This is a genomic window from Mesorhizobium captivum, assembly GCF_033977165.1.
Lineage (GTDB): Bacteria > Pseudomonadota > Alphaproteobacteria > Rhizobiales > Rhizobiaceae > Mesorhizobium > Mesorhizobium captivum.
The window spans coordinates 93,340-109,298 of sequence record NZ_JAVIJB010000016.1 but is presented as its reverse complement, the minus strand read 5'-3'; the positions used below and the strand labels follow the sequence as shown (position 1 = coordinate 109,298).

Below are 15,959 nucleotides of genomic sequence, written 5' to 3'. Positions count from 1 at the left end.
ATGACCCTTCACAGCCTCTCGCCGGACATTCTCGGCGCCCTCGAAGGCGCAGTCGGGCGCGACGGCCTCACCGCTGACACTGCCGGAATGGCGAAATACCTCGGCGATTGGGCTGGCGATTGCCGCGGCAGCGCTCTGGCGGTGTTACGGCCCGGTTCGGTCGCCGACGTGCAAGCGTTAATGCGTCTCTGCAGTGAGCTCGGCCTCGGTGTCATTCCGCAGGGCGGCAACACTGGGCTGGTTTCGGGTGCGATCGACAGCAAAGGCGCCGGGTTGGTCGTCGTCAGCCTTGAGCGGCTGAACGCCATTCGCCGGATCGACACCGAGAATTTCACGCTACAAGCCGACGCAGGCTGCGTGTTGCAGACGATCAAGGATGCGAGCGAGGCACAGGATTGCCTGTTTCCGCTGGCGCTCGGCGCGCAAGGCAGTTGCCAGATCGGCGGCAATGCCGCGAGCAACGCGGGCGGCGTCAATGTGCTGCGCTACGGCATGGCGCGCGATCTGATCCTCGGACTGGAAGTCGTGCTCGCCGATGGCGAGCTGTGGAACGGCTTTTCCGGCCTGCGCAAGAACAACAGCGGTTATGACCTGAAGCAGCTCTTCGTCGGTAGCGAGGGAACGCTCGGCATCATCACCGGCGTCGAGGTCAAGCTGTTCCCGAAACCGGCACGTATCGAAACGGCCTATCTAGGCCTCGCCTCCTTCGAGGCGGCCGTCGCACTGTTCAACCGGGCTCGTCGGGATTGCTCAGACCTGATCTCCGCTTTCGAGATCATCGGTTCGGAATGCATCGACTTGGCCCAGCTCATCGATCCTGGAGTGACCGCGCCGGTCTCGGCTCCCGTACAGGCGCTGGTCGAATTGTCCTCCAGTGCGGCCATCGATCTCAACGGCATGCTGGCCGGCTTCCTAGCCGATGCGATGGAAGACGGCTTGGTGGCTGACGCGGTTCTCGCCACTAGCGTTGCGCAGGCCAAGGCCTTCTGGGCGATCCGCGAAGGGCTTGTCGAAGGCCAGGCCAAGCGCGGCTACCACGTGCGCACCGATCTCTCGGTGCGCATCTCGGACATCCCTGCCCTGATCGAGCGCGCTCGCCGCTTCGTCGCGCATGAACATTCAGGCTGGATTTCCCTCGCCTATGGCCATGCCGGCGACGGCAACATCCACTTCAATGTGCTGCCGCCGGCCGATCTCGGCGCGGGCGAAGCGCGAGCCCGCGGCGCGGAAATCACTGCGGGACTCTATGACATCGCCGTCAACCTCGGCGGCTCGATCAGCGCCGAGCACGGCATCGGCCGCAGTCGCAGCAGGGAATTCTGGGCTGAGCTCTCGCCGACGCATCGCCGCATGGTCACGGCGCTGAAAACCGCGCTCGATCCCAAGGGGTTGATGAATCCCGGCTGCCTGCTGCCCTTGACGGAGACTGTTCCATGAAACAAAGACTGGCCGCCATCGGCACCGTCGAAACCCTGCCGCACCGGGTCGCCGCCTTCCTCAGCCGCGAGATCGAATCCGGCGAGTTGAACCCCGGCATGCGGCTGCCGACCGAGCAGGAGCTTTCCGAAAAATTCGGCGTCAGCCGCAATGTGGTGCGCGAGGCCATCGCGCAGCTTAGGGCAGACGGGATGATCGAAGCCCGCCAGGGCATTGGCGCCTTCGTGCTGGCGCCCGAGCAAAGGGCCGCCATCCGCATCGATCGCGAGGCGCTCAAGGACACCCACAATATGGAGCGGCTGTTCGAGCTGCGCTGCATCCTCGAGGCGGAGTCGGCGGCGCTCGCCGCGGCGCGGCGCCGGCAGGAGCATCTCGATTCGATTAAGGCGGCGCTCGACCGCATGGGCGGCGAGGAACGTTGGGAGGAAGGCAGCATCGACGCCGACCTGCTCTTCCACCGCGAGATCGCGCGCGCCACCGGCAACAGCTACATCCACACCTTCATTTCCTTCGTCTGCGAGCAAATCCGCCACTCGATCCACTACGCCCGCCTCACCAACCCGCTGCACGACTTGGTCGAGGTCAATGTCGGCGAGCATGTGCGCATCTACGAGGCGCTTGTGGCGGGCGATCCGGCAGCGGCGGAAGCGGCGATGCGCGCCCACATCGTCGGCGCGGCCGATCGCGTCGGGGTCAAGCTGCCACTTCGCAAAACCGGTGGAGCGAAATAGCCATGCCGGCGAGCGTCACCCGCATCTCCGACGTCTGCCTGCTCGTCGAGAACATCGAGCGCACGGTCGAATTCTATGTCGAGAAGCTCGGCTTCCGATTGCGTCGCCGCGCCGAGGGCTTTGCCGATTTCCAAGGTGAAGGCGTCACGCTCGCCGCCTGGGAGCTCGACCACATCAACCAGCATACCGGCGTTTCGAAGCTGAGGTCGCCGCGCCAGGCGCACAAGGTGTGCGTCGCCGTCCAGCTCGACACGCCGGCCGATATCGACTGGCTGCATGGCGAATTGAGTGCCAAGGGCGTGCCCTTCTACGGCCCGCCGGAAAACTACGTCTGGAATGCGCGCTGCGCCTATTTCACCGACCCGGACGACACGCTCTGGGAGCTTTACGCCTGGCTTGACGGCGGCCCTGGCGACTACCACGACGAACAGCCGTAGACGACGCCGCGCCGAGGGAGCGGCGCTTGGAAAGAAACAAGAAGTCTGCAACAGGAGCGAAAAATGAGTGGGAACAGAGACTATCGATTGACCCGACGCACCTTCGTGAAGGGCGGCCTCGCAGCGGTTGCGGCCGCCTCGGCCGGCATGCAGCTGGTGTTGACGCCAGGCGCCAGAGCCGCCGGCAAGGTGGTCATTCAGTATGACTGGCTGATGTCCAACGGCCAGATCGGCGACATCGCGGCCGCCGCCAACGGCTATTTCAAGGACGCCGGGCTGGAGGTCGAATTCAGCCCCGGCGGCCCCAACGCCTCGACGGTGCCGCCTGTCGTTTCCGGCGCCGCGCAGCTCGGCCAGTTCTCAGAGACACCGCAGCTCTATGCCGCGCGCGCCAGCGGCGTGCCGGTGAAGATCATCGCCTGCGGCTTCCGCACCGGCCCCTATGCGCTGACCTCGAAGCCGGCCAAGCCGATCCGCAACGTCGCCGACCTCAAGGGCAAGAAGATCGGCATCCAGCCGACGGCTCGCTTTGTCATCGACGAGATCCTCGCCAAGAACGGGATCGACCCGTCGGAAGTCACTATCGTCAATGTCGGCTTCGACAAGGGGCCGCTGGTGCGTGGCGATGTCGACGCTATAGGCGGCTGGATCACGAACACGCAGGCGCTGAGCGTGGTCGGCGATGACCGCATCGACCTTCTGGTGCGCGACCTCGGGCTTACCTCCTACGCCGACGTCTACTTCGCCACCGACAAGGCGATCGAGGAGAACACCGACACGCTGGCGAAATTCATCGGCGCCGTCGGCAAGGGATGGGGCTGGGTTCATGCCAATCCGCAGGAAGCGGTGAAGAAGATGGTCGCCGCCTATCCGGGGATGGATCTCGGCTGGGAGGAGAAGACCGTCAACCTGGTGCTGAAACTTTCCTTCGACGGCGCGACCGCCAAGGATGGCTGGGGCACGTTCGATCCCGCTTCGATCGAGGAGCAATTGGCACTGCTCGACAAGGTCGGCCAGTATCCGAACGGACGCCCGGCCGCCAAGGATGTCTACGCCACCAAGATCCTGGAGCTCTCGGCCGCCGACCGGCCGAGGCTCGACGCGCCCGCGGCCTAGAGCATGATCCAGAAAAGTGGGAACCGGTTTTCGGAAAAGATCATGCTCCAACAAAGAGTTAGATCAGCATGACGATTCAACCAAAAGTCATGCTGATCTAATGCCGAACGCGATCGAAGCCTGCACGCTCGATGTCGGCTATGGCGGCCGGCAGACGGCTGTCAAAGTGCTCTCCGGCCTCGACCTAACCGTCGCGGCCGGCTCCTTCCTGTCGATCCTCGGCCCTTCCGGCTGCGGTAAATCGACCTTGCTCCGTGTCGTGGCGGACCTGCTCGATCCGCTCGGCGGCACCATAAGCGTGCTTGGCGCCACACCGCACGCGGTGCGCTCGCGCCGCGACGTCGGCTTCGTCTTTCAGGATTCCACTTTGCTCCCCTGGCGCACGGTGCGAGACAATGTGCGCCTACCGCTCGGCGTCGGCCAGCGCAGCCTGACGCGCCGGATCGAAGACCGCAGCGCCGAACTTCTGGACCTGATGGGGCTCGGCGGCTTCGGCGAACGCCTGCCGCATCAGCTTTCGGGGGGCCAGCGCCAGCGCGTGGCGATCGCCCGCGCCCTGCTTGGCGAACCAAAACTGCTGTTAATGGACGAGCCCTTCGGCGCGCTGGACGAGATCACCCGCGACCGTCTCAACGACGAGTTGCTTTCGCTCTGGCGGCGCACCGGCACGACGATCCTCTTCGTCACGCATTCGATCGCCGAAGCCGCCTACCTTGGCGAGCGCGTGATCGTGCTTGCCGCCAATCCGGGGCGCGTGGTGAAGGACCTCGACATGCGGCCCTTCAAGCAGGAGGGCAACCGCTGTTCGCGCGAGGATGCCGCGATCGTCGCCGCCATGGCCGATCTGCGCGCCGCGCTGGAGCGCGCATCGTGAAACCGGCGCCGCTTTCACCGCAGATGACCGTTGCGTTGCCGGTTCTGGGTGCCGCTTCAATCCTGCTTGCCTGGCAGTACCTCCTGCCGATGCTCGGCGTGCCGGCGTACATCGTGCCGACGCCGAGCGCTATCTTCGGCGTCTTCCAGAAGAATTTCACCCTGCTCATCGACAATCTGAGACCGACGCTGATCGAGGCGCTGGCGGGCTTTGTCATCGGCAATCTGGCCGCCGTGCTGCTTGCCGTGCTCTTCGTGCACAGCCGCATCCTGCAGGCCGCCTATTTCCCGATCGTGCTGTTCTTCAACACCATTCCGATCCTGGCGCTGTCGCCGATCATCATCCTAATCTTCGGCCTCGGCATGACGCCGAAGATCGTGATCGCCGCGGTGATCTGCTTCTTTCCGACGCTGGTGAACATGATCCGGGGGCTGGATTCGGCAAGCGACAGCGAGCACGAGCTGTTCCGCGTGCTGTCGGCGACGCGCTCGGAGATTTTCTGGAGCCTGCGCCTGCCGCGCGCGCTGCCGATGCTGTTCTCCTCGCTCCGCATCGCGTCCGCCACCGCTGTCATCGGCGCCATCGTCGGAGAATGGATCGGCTCGGACAAGGGGCTCGGCGCGCTGATCATCCAGGCGACCTTCAATTACCAGTCGGACCGCCTCTACGCCGCGATCGTACTGTCGTCGTCGCTGTCGATCGCGCTGTTCTGCATCGTCGTGCTGATCGAGCGCCGGGTCATCAGGTACTGAACGGGCGTACCGGCCGGTCCATGCAAGTCCTGCACAAGCCAGGGTTCGCCCTGGTCAATCCGATTGCACGGACAGAAACCGGACCGCTGCCGAAGCCAGGGTCGCGGCGCCCGCCTTCAATGCCGCCTCATCGACACGAAACCTGGGATGATTAAGCGGATAGACCGATCCGACCTCCTCGTTGCGGGTTCCGAGCCGAAAATAGACCGACGGGCGTCTCTGACTGTAGTAGCCAAAGTCGTCGGCAATGGCCCATCCGGGCGTGTTGAGGACATTGTCGGCTCCGACGCAGCTTCACCCTCAGGATTTGATATGGATCTCTCGCGGGAACTTGGTCAGGGTCTCATGGCCGGTTTCGGTCACCAGGATGGTCTCGCTGATCTCGATGCCCCAGCCATCCATCCACATGCCGAGGATGGAATGAACGACGTTGCCGGGCGTAAGCACGGTCTTGTCGCCCAGCCTGAGGCTGATCGTGTGCTCGCCCCAATCCGGCGGATAGGCGACGCCGATGGAATAGCCGATGCGCGATTCCTTCTTCAGTCCGTGGCGTTGGATGACCTTACGCCACGCACCCTCGACTGCTTCGGCTGATGTTCCCGGCCTGACCGCGTCGAGCACCGCATCCATGCCCTCGATCACTGCCTTGGCGGTATCCGAGACACGCGTCGGTGTCTCCCCTAACTGCATCGTTCTTGCCAACCCGGACGCGTAGCGGCGGCAGACGCCGGCGAGTTCCAGCGCAATCGTCTCATTGTCTCCGAACCGCCTGTCGCTCCACATGATGTGCGGGGCCGAAGCGTTCTCGCCGCCGAGGATGGTTGGCGGAAGGGCGGTGATATCGCCCGCGAAGTCCGGACTGCCGGCTATCTGCGCCGCCTGGATGGAGGCAATGGCATCGCATTCGCGAACGCCCGGCGCAATGACTTCAAAGGCTCGCGCGACGGCAGCTTCGGCGAGCGTCGAGGCCTTGCGCAGATAGGCGATCTCGGGCGCGGATTTGACCGCGCGGATCCAGTTCACCAGGAGATCGGCATCATGCCATTTCGCGTTGGGAAGCCCGGCGACAAGCCGGGCATGCCCCTTCGGGGAGAAATAATAGGCTTCAAGCTCGATGCCGATATGCCTGTTTCCCCAGCCTTTTGCGACGATCCAGTTCGCGATCCAGTCCATCGGGTGGCGATCGGCACGCTGAACATGATCCTCCGGGAAACCGACCACATTCTCAGGCTTCATCCAGGCCGTCAGAAGACCGCCCGCCGCATCCATGGCGCGACCGATCCAGACCGGCTCGACCACTTCGATCGGAACCAGCACCACCTGCGGTGTGTAGAACGACCAGCCATCATAGCCGGTGATGTAATGCTGGTTGGCAACGTCGTTGACGATCAGGAGTTCGAGACCACGCTTCGCCATCTCGGTGCGGATCTTGCGAAGCCGCTGCTGGTATTCGTCGCGGGCAAACGGCAGTTCGATCATTTCTGCTCCATGCTTGTTGGATCAGCGGCGGCTGGCCCACACACCATTGGGGCGGCTTCAAAAAGGAGGCAATCAGCCAGCGGCGGCACGTGGACAGGTCCTATCGGTCCTGTCCTTTCCCCGGCCTCGGGAGTCTACGTCAATTTATTTTTGAATTCCATTTGACTGAATAAATGTTCTCTGCGAACCTTGCGTCAACTGGGAGCGCAAGCCATGGCGTTGCGGGGAACCAATCAGGAGTTCGGGCGGCCGTACAACCGGCGCATCGTGCTCGAGTCCATCCGCCGCTTTGGCCCCATCGCCCGCGGCGAGATCGCCCGGCATGTCGGGCTCACCGTCCAGACGGTGTCGACCATCGTTAGAGAATTGGAGGAGCAGGGTTACATCCTGTCGGTTCGCGAGGAGCCGAAGGGCCGCGGCCTGCCGCCGGCGACGCTACGCATCAATCCGGAAGGCGGCTATGCCGTCGGCATCCATCTCACGCCGCTCGGCATTGACGCGGCGCTGATCAATCTCAGCGGCGACGTGATCGAGAGCGCGCATCGCGAGGCGCCCCATGCGGCGCCCGACGAAGCGTTCGAGGCGATCGGCGCCATGGTTGCCGAATTGACCGGTCGCCGCTCGGGCGGCCGCGTCATCGGCATCGGCATGGCGCTTCCGGGACCTTTCGGCGTCGAACCGATGAGCTTCGTGGGCCCGACGACGATGGCCGGCTGGCAGGATGTTCCGTTGCGCGAGCGGTTGACAGCGGTCACCGGCCTGCCGGCCTTCTTCGAAAACGACATGGCTGCCGCGGCGATGGGGGAACGCTTCTATGGCCTCGGTGCAAAACATTCCGAATGTTATTATCTCTACTTCGGCGTCGGGCTCGGCGGCACCATGCTGCATGATGGCAGCGCATTGCGCGGCGCCTGGGGCAATGCCGGCGAGATCGGCCACATCCCGGTCGTTCCGGGCGGCGAGCTTTGTCCCTGCGGCAACCGCGGCTGCCTCGAACGCTACGTCTCGCTGGACGCGCGCGGGCGCTGGAAAGGTAACGATGCCGACTGGGTGAGCGAGGTTACGCCGGTCTTCCGCAACGCAATTGCCATCATAGAAAACCTCTTCGATCCCGAGACGATCGTTCTCGGCGGACTTGCCTCGCCTGCCCTGCTCGAAAGGCTGGCGGCGTCGGTGCAGCCGCTGCACAATTCGGTCTCGGCCCGCAAGGACCGCGTGGCGCCAAGACTCCTCGTTGCGCAGGGCGGCCAGCATGCGGTGCTGCGAGGGGCGGCAGCGCTTGCCGTTTCCGGTGTGCTGTCGCCGCGCTTCGGCCAGATCTTCACCGCCAAGCGACAGCGCGAGGGCGACGTTCTCAAAGGCGGAGATATCGCGGCATGAGCGAACCCCTGCTGGTCCTCGACAACGTCGCCAAGAACTACGGCGCCATCCAGGCACTGCGCGGCATCAGCTTTTCGATCGGGCGCGGCGAAGTGGTGGCGCTGCTCGGCGACAATGGCGCCGGCAAGTCGACGCTGGTGAAGATCATCGCCGGCGGGCTCGAGCCGACTTCGGGCCGCATGCTGTTCGAGGGCAAGGAGTTCCTCGCCAAATCCCCCGCCGAGGCCAAGGCCGCCGGCATCGAGACGGTCTACCAGGACCTCTCGCTCTGCACCAATGTCGACGTGGTGGCGAACTTCTTCATGGGGCGCGAGATCACGCGCAAGGTGCTGGGCGTTCCGGTGCTCGACGAGCGCGCCATGGAGGCTGTGGTGGCCAGCGCGCTGGCCAATGCCGGCACGCGCATTCCCTCGCTGCGCACCAAGGTCGAGCATCTCTCGGGCGGCCAGCGGCAGGCGATCGAGCTCAATCGCTTCGTCCATTGGGGCGGCAAGCTGGTGCTGCTCGACGAGCCCTTCGCCGCGCTCGGCGTCGAGCAGACGCGCCGCGGCCTCGACATGATCCGCCAGGTGGCGAGCCAGGGCATCGGCGTCGTCATCATCACCCACATCATGCAGCAGGCCTTCCAGGTCGCCGACCGGATCGTGGTGATCCGCCAGGGCGTCGTGGCGGGCGACGTTGCCCGCAACAAGACAAGTCCCGATGCGGTGATCAACATGATCACCGGAGAAACGCTCGCCGGTGCCGGACCGGCGAGCTGAGGGACAAATGAGGGGTCCGGCTAAAGAGGAGCGAACGACATGAAGCGAATGCTACTTTCTGTCTTCGGTATCCTGGCACTGGCAATTGCCACGCTCACGCCGGCATTCGCCCAGTCCAAGGGTACCGTCTATTACCTGGTCCCGACACTGCTCGACGAATTCCAGACCGGCTCAGTGAGCGCGCTGGAGCTGTTCCTGAAGCAGGTCGGCTACGAGATGAAAACGCTGAACGCCGACAACAAGACCGACGCCCAGCAATCGCAGATGAACGACGTCATCGCGCTGAAGCCGAAGGCGATCATCCTCGCCGCGGTCGATTTCAATGCGCTGAAGCCATCTGTTGAAGCCGCCCGCGCGGCCGGCATCCCGGTGGTCGAGTTCGACCGCCAGATCACCGCCACGCCTTCCGACTTCACCTCGGTCGCCGGCACGGTCGAGATCGGCCATATCGCCGCCGAGCAGGCCGAAGCGCTGCTGAAGGCCAAGAACGGCTCGGTGAAGGGCAAGATCCTGCAGGTCCTCGGCGATCCCGGCGACCCGTATACGCTCGACATCCAGAAGGGCTTTGAGGAGAAGATGAAGGCGTTTCCCGACGTCAAGATCATCTCGCTACCGGCCATGCAGTGGGAAGCGAGCAATGCCGGCACCATCGTCGCCGACCAGATGCTGGCCAATCCCGACATCGACCTGATCTTCAGCCACGCCGCCCATCTTTCGGTCGCCGCCGTCGCTTCGCTGGAAGCCGCCGGCAAGAAGCCGGGCGACGTGATGCTGATGAGCTCGAACGGCGCGCCGGTCGGCCTCGACCTGATCCGCAAGGGCTGGCTCAATGTCGAGGTCGAGCAGCCGCTCTATGCGCAGGCGGCCGCGGTCGCCATGTTCATGGACAAGGTCGCCAACAAGCAGGAGGTCAAGCCCGGCGACTATGACGTGCTTGGCCTGAAGTCGGTGGTGACCAAGGAAGCCTGGGGCCCGAACATCAAGATCCCGGGCGCCGCGATCACCAAGGAGAACGTCGACAACCCGGCCTTCTGGGGCAACCAGAAGCCGCCGACGGATACGGTGAAGTCCGTCGAATAGGCTTGCCCCGCAAAGCTCCGGGCCACCGCGGCCCGGAGCCTTCCTGCGCGTCCGCACGAGGTGGCCGCGCAGATCGTCCTGGCGCCAACCGGATCAGCCCCAACCGGATCACACGATGAGCCCACGCACCCGCCATATCCTCGAGCTCGTGCTCGACAATCTCGTCTGGTTCATGCTGGTCTTCGTGCTGGCGGTCTTCTCGATCTTCATTCCCAACTTCTTCCAGCTCGGCATCTTCGCCAACATCGTCGAGGCTTCCAGCGTGCTCGGCGTCATGTCGATCGGCCTGGCGCTGGTCATCATCGCCGGCCACATGGACCTGTCGGTCGAATCGGTCGCCGCGCTCAGCGCCATGGCGGTCGGCATCGTGTTCTGCTCGTCCGGCATCGGTATCGGCCTGCAGCTGCATCCGGACTGGCTGATGGTGCCGGTGTCGCTCGCGATAGCGTTGGCGGTCGGCGCCGTCATCGGCGTCATCAACGGCTTCCTCATCGTCAGGCTGAAGATGAGCGCCTTCATCATCACGCTTGCCTCCTATATCTGGGTGCGCGGGCTGGTGCTGGTAGTTTCGGGCGGGCGCTCGGCGCAGGATTTGGCGCCCGCCATCCGCTGGTTCGGCATCCAGCGGCTCGTCGGCCTGCCGCTCACCGCCTGGATCGCGGTCGGCTGCTTTGTCGTCTTCTCGCTGATCCTGGCCAAGACGCCGTTCGGCCGGCATCTGGTGATGATCGGCGGCAACGAGACCGCGACCTTCCGTGCCGGCATCCGCGTCAACCGCAACCTGATCATCGCCTTCGTGCTTGCCGGCGCCATTGCCGGCCTGGCCGGCTGGCTGCTTGCCATCCGCACCTCCGGGGCGACCGCCAATCTCGGCGTCGGCCTGCTCTTCAACGCCTTCGCCGCCGTCGTCATCGGCGGCGTCAGCCTCAAGGGCGGCGTCGGCACCCTGCCCGGCGTCTATGCCGGCGTGCTGCTTCTGTCGGCCATCAACACCGCCATCAACCTGATGGGCCTGCCGGCCAACTTCACCCAGGTCATCCACGGCTTGCTTGTGCTGGCGGCCGTGCTGCTCGACGCTTTCAAGCAAACCATTCGCCAAAGACTCGCATGACAGGATGGCTCGCATGACCGGACGCATCGAAGGCAAGGTGGCGGCGATCGTCGGCGCCGCGCGTGGCATCGGCAAGGGCATAGCCCAACGCTTCGCCGAAGAGGACGCAAAACTGGTGCTTGCCGACAGCGAAGCCGAAGCCGGTAAGGCGAGCGCCCGCGAGCTGGGTGCCGCCTTCATCCATACCGACATCTCGAAGATGGCCGACGCGGAAGCTGTCGTGACATTGGCGCTGGAGCGTCATGGCCGCCTCGACATCATCGTCCAGAACGCCGGCATCTATCCCTGGCAGCTGATCGAGAACACCAGCCCGGAAGACTGGGACCGCGTCATGGCGGTCAATTTGCGCGGCAGCTTCAACACCGCGCGCGCAGCGCTGGCACCGATGAAGGCTCAGGGCAGCGGCCGCATGCTGTTCACCTCTTCCATCACCGGCCCGCAAGTGAGCAGCCCCGGCCATGGCCATTATTCGGCCAGCAAAGCCGGCATCAACGGCTTCATCCGCGCCGCGGCGCTCGAATTTTCCGGCTACGGCATCACCGTCAACGGCGTCGAGCCCGGCAACATCCTGACCGAAGGCATGCAGCTGCATCGCGATGCCGCGTTCATCAAAAGCATGGAAGACGCCGTGCCGCTGGGACGCCTCGGCACGCCGCGCGACGTCGCCAACGCCTTCCTGTTCCTGGCCTCCGACGACGCCAGTTATATTACGGGAACGACGATCGTCGTCGACGGCGGCCAGCTCCTGCCCGAAGGCCAGGATTTCAGGCTGACGCCGCCGTGAGTCTTGATTCTGCCAGGAAACTGGTGGGCGATGACGGGCTCGAACCGCCGACATCTTCGGTGTAAACGAAGCGCTCTACCAACTGAGCTAATCGCCCGCTCCGGGCCGGACCTTTAAGCAGTTAGAGCTCCATTCGCAAGGCCCAATGAACAGCCGGCACACCCGCTGCCAGGCGGATTTCTCCAATGCCGGCGCACTTGTCAAAAAACCTTCTCCAGTTTGCTGTTATGCTCACATGCCGCGCTTGACACCCGCAAACGAACCCCTTATCCACCGCCCCAACGACGAACACGGCTGACACGTGCTCGTCAGTGCGCGGGTGTAGCTCAGTCGGTTAGAGTGCCGGCCTGTCACGCCGGAGGTCGCGGGTTCGAGCCCCGTCACTCGCGCCATTCTTTTCAATAAGTTTGCCGTTGGGATAGAGGTCAAAAGTCTGAACGCCAGACCGGCAATTCGGACTTTTAGGTCGTTTTGCTCCCCTGGAGAGGCCGCCTTCCCTCGCGCCGAGCCTCGTCTGCTCTTCTACCTGTAGCTAGTCAAACCCGGATCCAGGTCCTGCTACAATCCCGAATGGCCGTCCGAATAGTGGTTATCCTGGCGCTTCTTTCCGCGTTCGCCTACGGATTCGCAAAACTCGTGGAACGCTATGGCGGCGTTGGCGATCGGCCCCCTCCGTGTGAGCAATTGTCTGATTGCCCCGACCCAAATGCGCCGCCTCCAGAGCCCGAGCCTAAGACGGGCTAGCTGAGCAGCCCATCGAGAAGTTCAGCGAGCTGCGGCGTCGAATTCATCCTCGAGAACGGCGGCGGCGCCGGCGTGAGGCTGAGGAAGGCTTCCTCAAAGGCCCTCCTGAGAGGATGCACTGCTCACGCCGGCGGCCATTTTTTAAGCGCGTATTGTCGTCAGCCGTTCGGATAGTAGCCGCCATCGGCACCGTCACCCATATAGGTGCCTTGCCCGGTGGCATTCTGAAGCCGCTGATCCAGCGCATTGATCTGGCCGAGCGCCGAAAGGCCTCCGGAAGTCAGCGCGGTGTGCTGGATGGCATCCGCTCGCTGCATGAGATCGCGGGCCTGGTCCTGCGTGATCTTGCCGGCCTCCCTGGCCTGGCGGATACCCTGCTTCACACTGAGCAACTGCTCCATCGCCGCGCGCGCTGCCGGATCCGCCGGCACCGATGCAGTGGTCGTGGTGTCGACCTGCGTCCTATAGTGACGGTGCACGGCATAGGCGCTCGAAAGCGGTATGGCGGCGAAGACGGCTGCAATGATTTTTGGCATGAAAGAGCGCATGATGGCATCTCCCTATGATGGAGGAAGCGGTAAAGCCGCTCTCCGAAATAGGCCGTCTGGTCGCGTCGTGTCACGGTGGGGGGCATGCATCGCCGGCGGTTCTCGGCCCGCGACGAGATATAGAGGCCGCCTCGGCGTCGAAACGGAGGTGGAACGCAAACGTTATCCGATGTGATCGAGCGTTGAATTGTGGCTGCACGTTCGCCGGCTCTTTTGGGCGAATATCTGTACCCCACCGGGCAGCCTGTGCTCCCCCTTCCCCTGAACTGCCTCAAGAAAAGGTGGCTGCCGGTAGGCCATAGCTGTCACAGCTTTCTTCAGGATGCCTCACTTGCCCAATTTCCCGTTCTCCGAAGCGAACCCGATTCAATATCCCGGTCCGCCGCCGAAAAGTTCGGATGTGGTGATTATCGGCGGCGGCGTCATCGGCGTGACGACGGCGCTTTTTCTTGCGCGGCGCAACATCTCGGTGACGCTGGTTGAAAAGGGACGGATAGCGGCCGAGCAATCCTCTCGAAACTGGGGATGGATCAGAAAGCAGGGACGCGATGCGGATGAGCTGCCGATCGTGATCGAGGCGTCGCGTCACTGGCGGCAACTGGCTAAGGAATGCGGCGAGGACATCGGCCTGAACCAGACAGGCGTTACCTATCTGGCAAGCTCGGACCGAGAAATGGCCGGGTTCGAAGAATTCATGAAGATCGCCGCCGTCCATAAGATCGACACTCGCCTTCTGGACGCGCAGGAGACCGCCGGCCTCATCAAAGGCATGTCGCGCGGTTTCAAGGGCGCGATGACGACACCTTCCGATATGCGGGCGGAGCCTTGGGTGGCGGTGCCGGCACTCGCCCGGCTGGCGGCCCGCAGAGGCATCAGGATCGTAGAGAATTGCGCGGCGCGAACCCTGGAGATTTCGGCCGGCAGGGTCAGCGGCGTGTGGACTGAGGCGGGTCACATCGCGACCTCCAGCGTCCTGCTCGCGGGCGGCGCCTGGTCTTCCCTCTTCCTGCGGAGACATGGCGTTTCCATTCCCCAGCTCAGTGTCAGGTCGACCGTGGCTGCGACGGAGCCGATGCCTGAAGTCCATGCCGGCGCCGCGGCAGCGGATCACATCGCCTTCAGGCGCAGGCAGGATGGCGGATACACGCTCGCTCCCGGAGGAGGCAGTTTGCTCTACATCGGGCCTGACGCGTTCCGACACGCGACGAAATACCTTCCCGCGCTCATCGCCAATCCGTTCGGGACACGCTACTCGCCGGCCGCGCCGGGCGGCTACCCGGATAGCTGGTCGACGCCGCGTCGCTGGACACCGGATTCTCAAAGTCCATTCGAAAGGATGCGGGTGCTCGATCCCACCCCCGCCTCCTCTGGCCTCCGTTCGATCGAACGCAATTTCACGCGGCTTTTCCCGCAGCTCGGGCCAGTTCGCATCAAGGCAAGCTGGGCAGGCATGATTGACGCAATGCCGGACGTCGTCCCCATAGTGGACCGCGTACAGGCGATCGGCGGCCTTATCGTCGCGACGGGCATGAGCGGTCACGGCTTCGGCATCGGGCCGGGAATCGGTCGGGTCGTCTCCGACATGATCCAGGGAAATGAGATCGGGCACGATCTGACCCGTTTTCGCCTGTCGCGCTTTCATGACGGCAGCGCCATTCGGCCAGGTCCGGCCCTTTGAGCGTTCTGCAGCCAAGCGGAATCGCTTGACGCCTCAGAAATGTGGGCAAACAAAGAGACAGAGCACGGCGATGAAGCCCCGCTCGTTGTTGATGCCACCGTGCTGGCTCTTGAAGTCCTTGCGCCGGAACCATCCCGCCATTGCCTCGTTCCGCCCAAGGGCCGAAAACGGGAGAGACAGATGGCTGTGAGATGTCGCGTTTCGATCGACGATGCCAGGGATGTGGACGAGCTCGCTTTCCAGGAGCTGCCGCGGGTGGGCGAAAGCGTATCCATGCCGGTGGAGGGGTCAAATATGGACCTCCGCGTCCTGCGTGTCGTGCATATGCCCGGCAGCGAGCAAGGTGCTGCGACGAAGCTGGAACTGACCAGCAAGATTCTTTAGGGTAATTCCAGGAAAAGTGCGAAGCGGTTTTCCGTCTGGAATTGCGGAAAAACAATACATAGAGCGGATCAGCGATTCCGTGAAAAGCTGAACCGCTCTGGCGGCATTCACTCGCCCAATATCACACCGGAGGCGACAATCTGGGCGGTTCGCGCGGTGAGCTTCTCGCGCTTTACAAGCGTTGGCTTTTGATAGGGCTTTTTCATCTCACCGTTCCGCAACCGGGCTGCCTTGTGTTCGGTCAAGACAGTGAACGCGCGCGCTTCGGTTGCGTTCCGAACGACGGACTGAGACCTGGACTCGGCGGGCCATGGCGCGCGGGATTGCCATTGCACGGAATTGCGACAGCGCTGCGTCGCGAAAATCTTGGGCAATTTCAGTGAGAGGCGGTTTTCCGTCTCGAACCGACTAGCCCGGACGCGCGCGATGGACCGATGCTGTGGAATTTGCCGATACCAAGTCTGCCTCGGTATCTTCCGATCCCCGTTTGAGGGCCAGCCGGACCACCAGTCCGACGTATCCAACCTGAAGAATGATCATCGCAAGAATGGCCCAGCCGAGCGCCTTCCATACGGAGCCGGTCTCCAGCTCAGCCCAGATTGCGATGATGAACGACGTCGCGAACATGCCCACCAGAAATTGAGGAAAATACATCGGCATCCC

General features: G+C 63.6%; 17 protein-coding genes and 2 tRNA genes. 14 read left to right on the top strand and 5 right to left on the bottom strand.

The window, feature by feature from the left end; translation table 11 throughout:
* From RFM40_RS15930 to RFM40_RS15905, 6 genes are all read left to right on the top strand, one after another.
* A complete protein-coding gene (locus RFM40_RS15930) occupies nucleotides 1-1,437 on the top strand; it encodes an FAD-binding oxidoreductase (RefSeq protein ID WP_320227255.1) in 1,437 nt (478 codons plus the stop codon).
* Nucleotides 1,434-2,168 carry a FadR/GntR family transcriptional regulator gene (locus tag RFM40_RS15925; protein WP_320227256.1) on the top strand — a complete coding sequence of 245 codons (735 nt, stop codon included), beginning with the start codon at nucleotides 1,434-1,436 and terminating at the stop codon, nucleotides 2,166-2,168. The genes RFM40_RS15930 and RFM40_RS15925 overlap by 4 nt, the downstream gene beginning before the upstream one ends.
* Before the next feature lie 2 nt (nucleotides 2,169-2,170).
* The gene (locus RFM40_RS15920; protein ID WP_320227257.1) at nucleotides 2,171-2,605 is read left to right on the top strand and encodes a VOC family protein; all 435 of its coding nucleotides are present in this window, start codon (nucleotides 2,171-2,173) and stop codon (nucleotides 2,603-2,605) included.
* Between the two features lie 63 nt (nucleotides 2,606-2,668).
* A complete protein-coding gene (locus RFM40_RS15915; protein WP_320227258.1) occupies nucleotides 2,669-3,721 on the top strand; it encodes an ABC transporter substrate-binding protein in 1,053 nt (350 codons plus the stop codon).
* 100 nt (nucleotides 3,722-3,821) lie between these two features.
* Nucleotides 3,822-4,595: an ABC transporter ATP-binding protein gene (locus tag RFM40_RS15910; protein WP_320218987.1), complete on the top strand. Its 774-nt coding sequence runs from the start codon at nucleotides 3,822-3,824 to the stop codon at nucleotides 4,593-4,595.
* A complete protein-coding gene (locus RFM40_RS15905; RefSeq protein WP_320227259.1) occupies nucleotides 4,592-5,347 on the top strand; it encodes an ABC transporter permease in 756 nt (251 codons plus the stop codon). The genes RFM40_RS15910 and RFM40_RS15905 overlap by 4 nt, the downstream gene beginning before the upstream one ends.
* Before the next feature lie 300 nt (nucleotides 5,348-5,647).
* On the opposite strand, the gene RFM40_RS15900 is transcribed toward RFM40_RS15905, so the two are convergent.
* Nucleotides 5,648-6,826, bottom strand: coding sequence for a M24 family metallopeptidase (locus tag RFM40_RS15900; RefSeq protein ID WP_320277801.1), 1,179 nt, complete (start codon nucleotides 6,824-6,826; stop codon nucleotides 5,648-5,650).
* A 213-nt stretch (nucleotides 6,827-7,039) separates the two neighbouring features.
* On the opposite strand from RFM40_RS15900, the gene RFM40_RS15895 reads away from it, so the two are divergent.
* The 5 genes from RFM40_RS15895 (at nucleotide 7,040) to RFM40_RS15875 (ending at nucleotide 11,942) form a co-directional block, all read left to right on the top strand.
* The gene (locus RFM40_RS15895) at nucleotides 7,040-8,206 is read left to right on the top strand and encodes an ROK family transcriptional regulator (RefSeq protein WP_320227261.1); all 1,167 of its coding nucleotides are present in this window, start codon (nucleotides 7,040-7,042) and stop codon (nucleotides 8,204-8,206) included.
* The gene (locus RFM40_RS15890) at nucleotides 8,203-8,967 is read left to right on the top strand and encodes an ATP-binding cassette domain-containing protein (protein WP_320227262.1); all 765 of its coding nucleotides are present in this window, start codon (nucleotides 8,203-8,205) and stop codon (nucleotides 8,965-8,967) included. The genes RFM40_RS15895 and RFM40_RS15890 overlap by 4 nt, the downstream gene beginning before the upstream one ends.
* A 39-nt stretch (nucleotides 8,968-9,006) precedes the next feature.
* Entirely contained in the window at nucleotides 9,007-10,047 is a 1,041-nt protein-coding gene (locus tag RFM40_RS15885) for a sugar ABC transporter substrate-binding protein (RefSeq protein WP_320227263.1), read from the top strand.
* Between the two features lie 115 nt (nucleotides 10,048-10,162).
* The gene (locus RFM40_RS15880; protein ID WP_320277800.1) at nucleotides 10,163-11,158 is read left to right on the top strand and encodes an ABC transporter permease; all 996 of its coding nucleotides are present in this window, start codon (nucleotides 10,163-10,165) and stop codon (nucleotides 11,156-11,158) included.
* 13 nt (nucleotides 11,159-11,171) lie between these two features.
* A complete protein-coding gene (locus tag RFM40_RS15875) occupies nucleotides 11,172-11,942 on the top strand; it encodes an SDR family oxidoreductase (protein ID WP_320227265.1) in 771 nt (256 codons plus the stop codon).
* Nucleotides 11,943-11,963: 21 nt separating this feature from the next.
* Here RFM40_RS15875 and RFM40_RS15870 read toward each other — a convergent pair.
* Nucleotides 11,964-12,039 (bottom strand) — tRNA-Val (locus tag RFM40_RS15870).
* Nucleotides 12,040-12,257: 218 nt separating this feature from the next.
* On the opposite strand from RFM40_RS15870, the gene RFM40_RS15865 reads away from it, so the two are divergent.
* Nucleotides 12,258-12,334 (top strand) — tRNA-Asp (locus RFM40_RS15865).
* A gap of 510 nt (nucleotides 12,335-12,844) precedes the next feature.
* On the opposite strand, the gene RFM40_RS15860 is transcribed toward RFM40_RS15865, so the two are convergent.
* Nucleotides 12,845-13,234 (bottom strand): hypothetical protein, encoded by a 390-nt coding sequence (locus tag RFM40_RS15860; protein WP_320227266.1) that lies wholly within the window; start codon nucleotides 13,232-13,234, stop codon nucleotides 12,845-12,847.
* 331 nt (nucleotides 13,235-13,565) lie between these two features.
* Here RFM40_RS15860 and RFM40_RS15855 point away from each other — a divergent pair, with 331 nt between their 5' ends.
* Nucleotides 13,566-14,912, top strand: coding sequence for an NAD(P)/FAD-dependent oxidoreductase (locus tag RFM40_RS15855; RefSeq protein WP_320277799.1), 1,347 nt, complete (start codon nucleotides 13,566-13,568; stop codon nucleotides 14,910-14,912).
* A 180-nt stretch (nucleotides 14,913-15,092) separates the two neighbouring features.
* Entirely contained in the window at nucleotides 15,093-15,296 is a 204-nt protein-coding gene (locus RFM40_RS15850; protein WP_320277798.1) for a hypothetical protein, read from the top strand.
* Between the two features lie 107 nt (nucleotides 15,297-15,403).
* Here the strand turns inward: RFM40_RS15850 and RFM40_RS15845 are convergent, their stop codons facing one another.
* Nucleotides 15,404-15,502: a putative RiPP precursor gene (locus RFM40_RS15845; protein WP_192253810.1), complete on the bottom strand. Its 99-nt coding sequence runs from the start codon at nucleotides 15,500-15,502 to the stop codon at nucleotides 15,404-15,406.
* A gap of 202 nt (nucleotides 15,503-15,704) precedes the next feature.
* Nucleotides 15,705-15,950: an exopolysaccharide production repressor protein gene (locus tag RFM40_RS15840; RefSeq protein WP_320227269.1), complete on the bottom strand. Its 246-nt coding sequence runs from the start codon at nucleotides 15,948-15,950 to the stop codon at nucleotides 15,705-15,707.
* Nucleotides 15,951-15,959 lie beyond the last annotated feature (9 nt).

Coding starts and splice junctions, on each gene's coding strand:
- RFM40_RS15930 (WP_320227255.1), top strand. CDS start 1: ATGACCCTTCACAGCCTCTCGCCGGACATTCTCGGCGCCCTCGAAGGC.
- RFM40_RS15925 (WP_320227256.1), top strand. CDS start 1,434: ATGAAACAAAGACTGGCCGCCATCGGCACCGTCGAAACCCTGCCGCAC.
- RFM40_RS15920 (WP_320227257.1), top strand. CDS start 2,171: ATGCCGGCGAGCGTCACCCGCATCTCCGACGTCTGCCTGCTCGTCGAG.
- RFM40_RS15915 (WP_320227258.1), top strand. CDS start 2,669: ATGAGTGGGAACAGAGACTATCGATTGACCCGACGCACCTTCGTGAAG.
- RFM40_RS15910 (WP_320218987.1), top strand. CDS start 3,822: ATGCCGAACGCGATCGAAGCCTGCACGCTCGATGTCGGCTATGGCGGC.
- RFM40_RS15900 (WP_320277801.1), bottom strand. CDS start 6,826: ATGATCGAACTGCCGTTTGCCCGCGACGAATACCAGCAGCGGCTTCGC.
- RFM40_RS15895 (WP_320227261.1), top strand. CDS start 7,040: ATGGCGTTGCGGGGAACCAATCAGGAGTTCGGGCGGCCGTACAACCGG.
- RFM40_RS15890 (WP_320227262.1), top strand. CDS start 8,203: ATGAGCGAACCCCTGCTGGTCCTCGACAACGTCGCCAAGAACTACGGC.
- RFM40_RS15885 (WP_320227263.1), top strand. CDS start 9,007: ATGAAGCGAATGCTACTTTCTGTCTTCGGTATCCTGGCACTGGCAATT.
- RFM40_RS15880 (WP_320277800.1), top strand. CDS start 10,163: ATGAGCCCACGCACCCGCCATATCCTCGAGCTCGTGCTCGACAATCTC.
- RFM40_RS15875 (WP_320227265.1), top strand. CDS start 11,172: ATGACCGGACGCATCGAAGGCAAGGTGGCGGCGATCGTCGGCGCCGCG.
- RFM40_RS15860 (WP_320227266.1), bottom strand. CDS start 13,234: ATGCGCTCTTTCATGCCAAAAATCATTGCAGCCGTCTTCGCCGCCATA.
- RFM40_RS15850 (WP_320277798.1), top strand. CDS start 15,093: ATGGCTGTGAGATGTCGCGTTTCGATCGACGATGCCAGGGATGTGGAC.
- RFM40_RS15845 (WP_192253810.1), bottom strand. CDS start 15,502: ATGAAAAAGCCCTATCAAAAGCCAACGCTTGTAAAGCGCGAGAAGCTC.
- RFM40_RS15840 (WP_320227269.1), bottom strand. CDS start 15,950: ATGTATTTTCCTCAATTTCTGGTGGGCATGTTCGCGACGTCGTTCATC.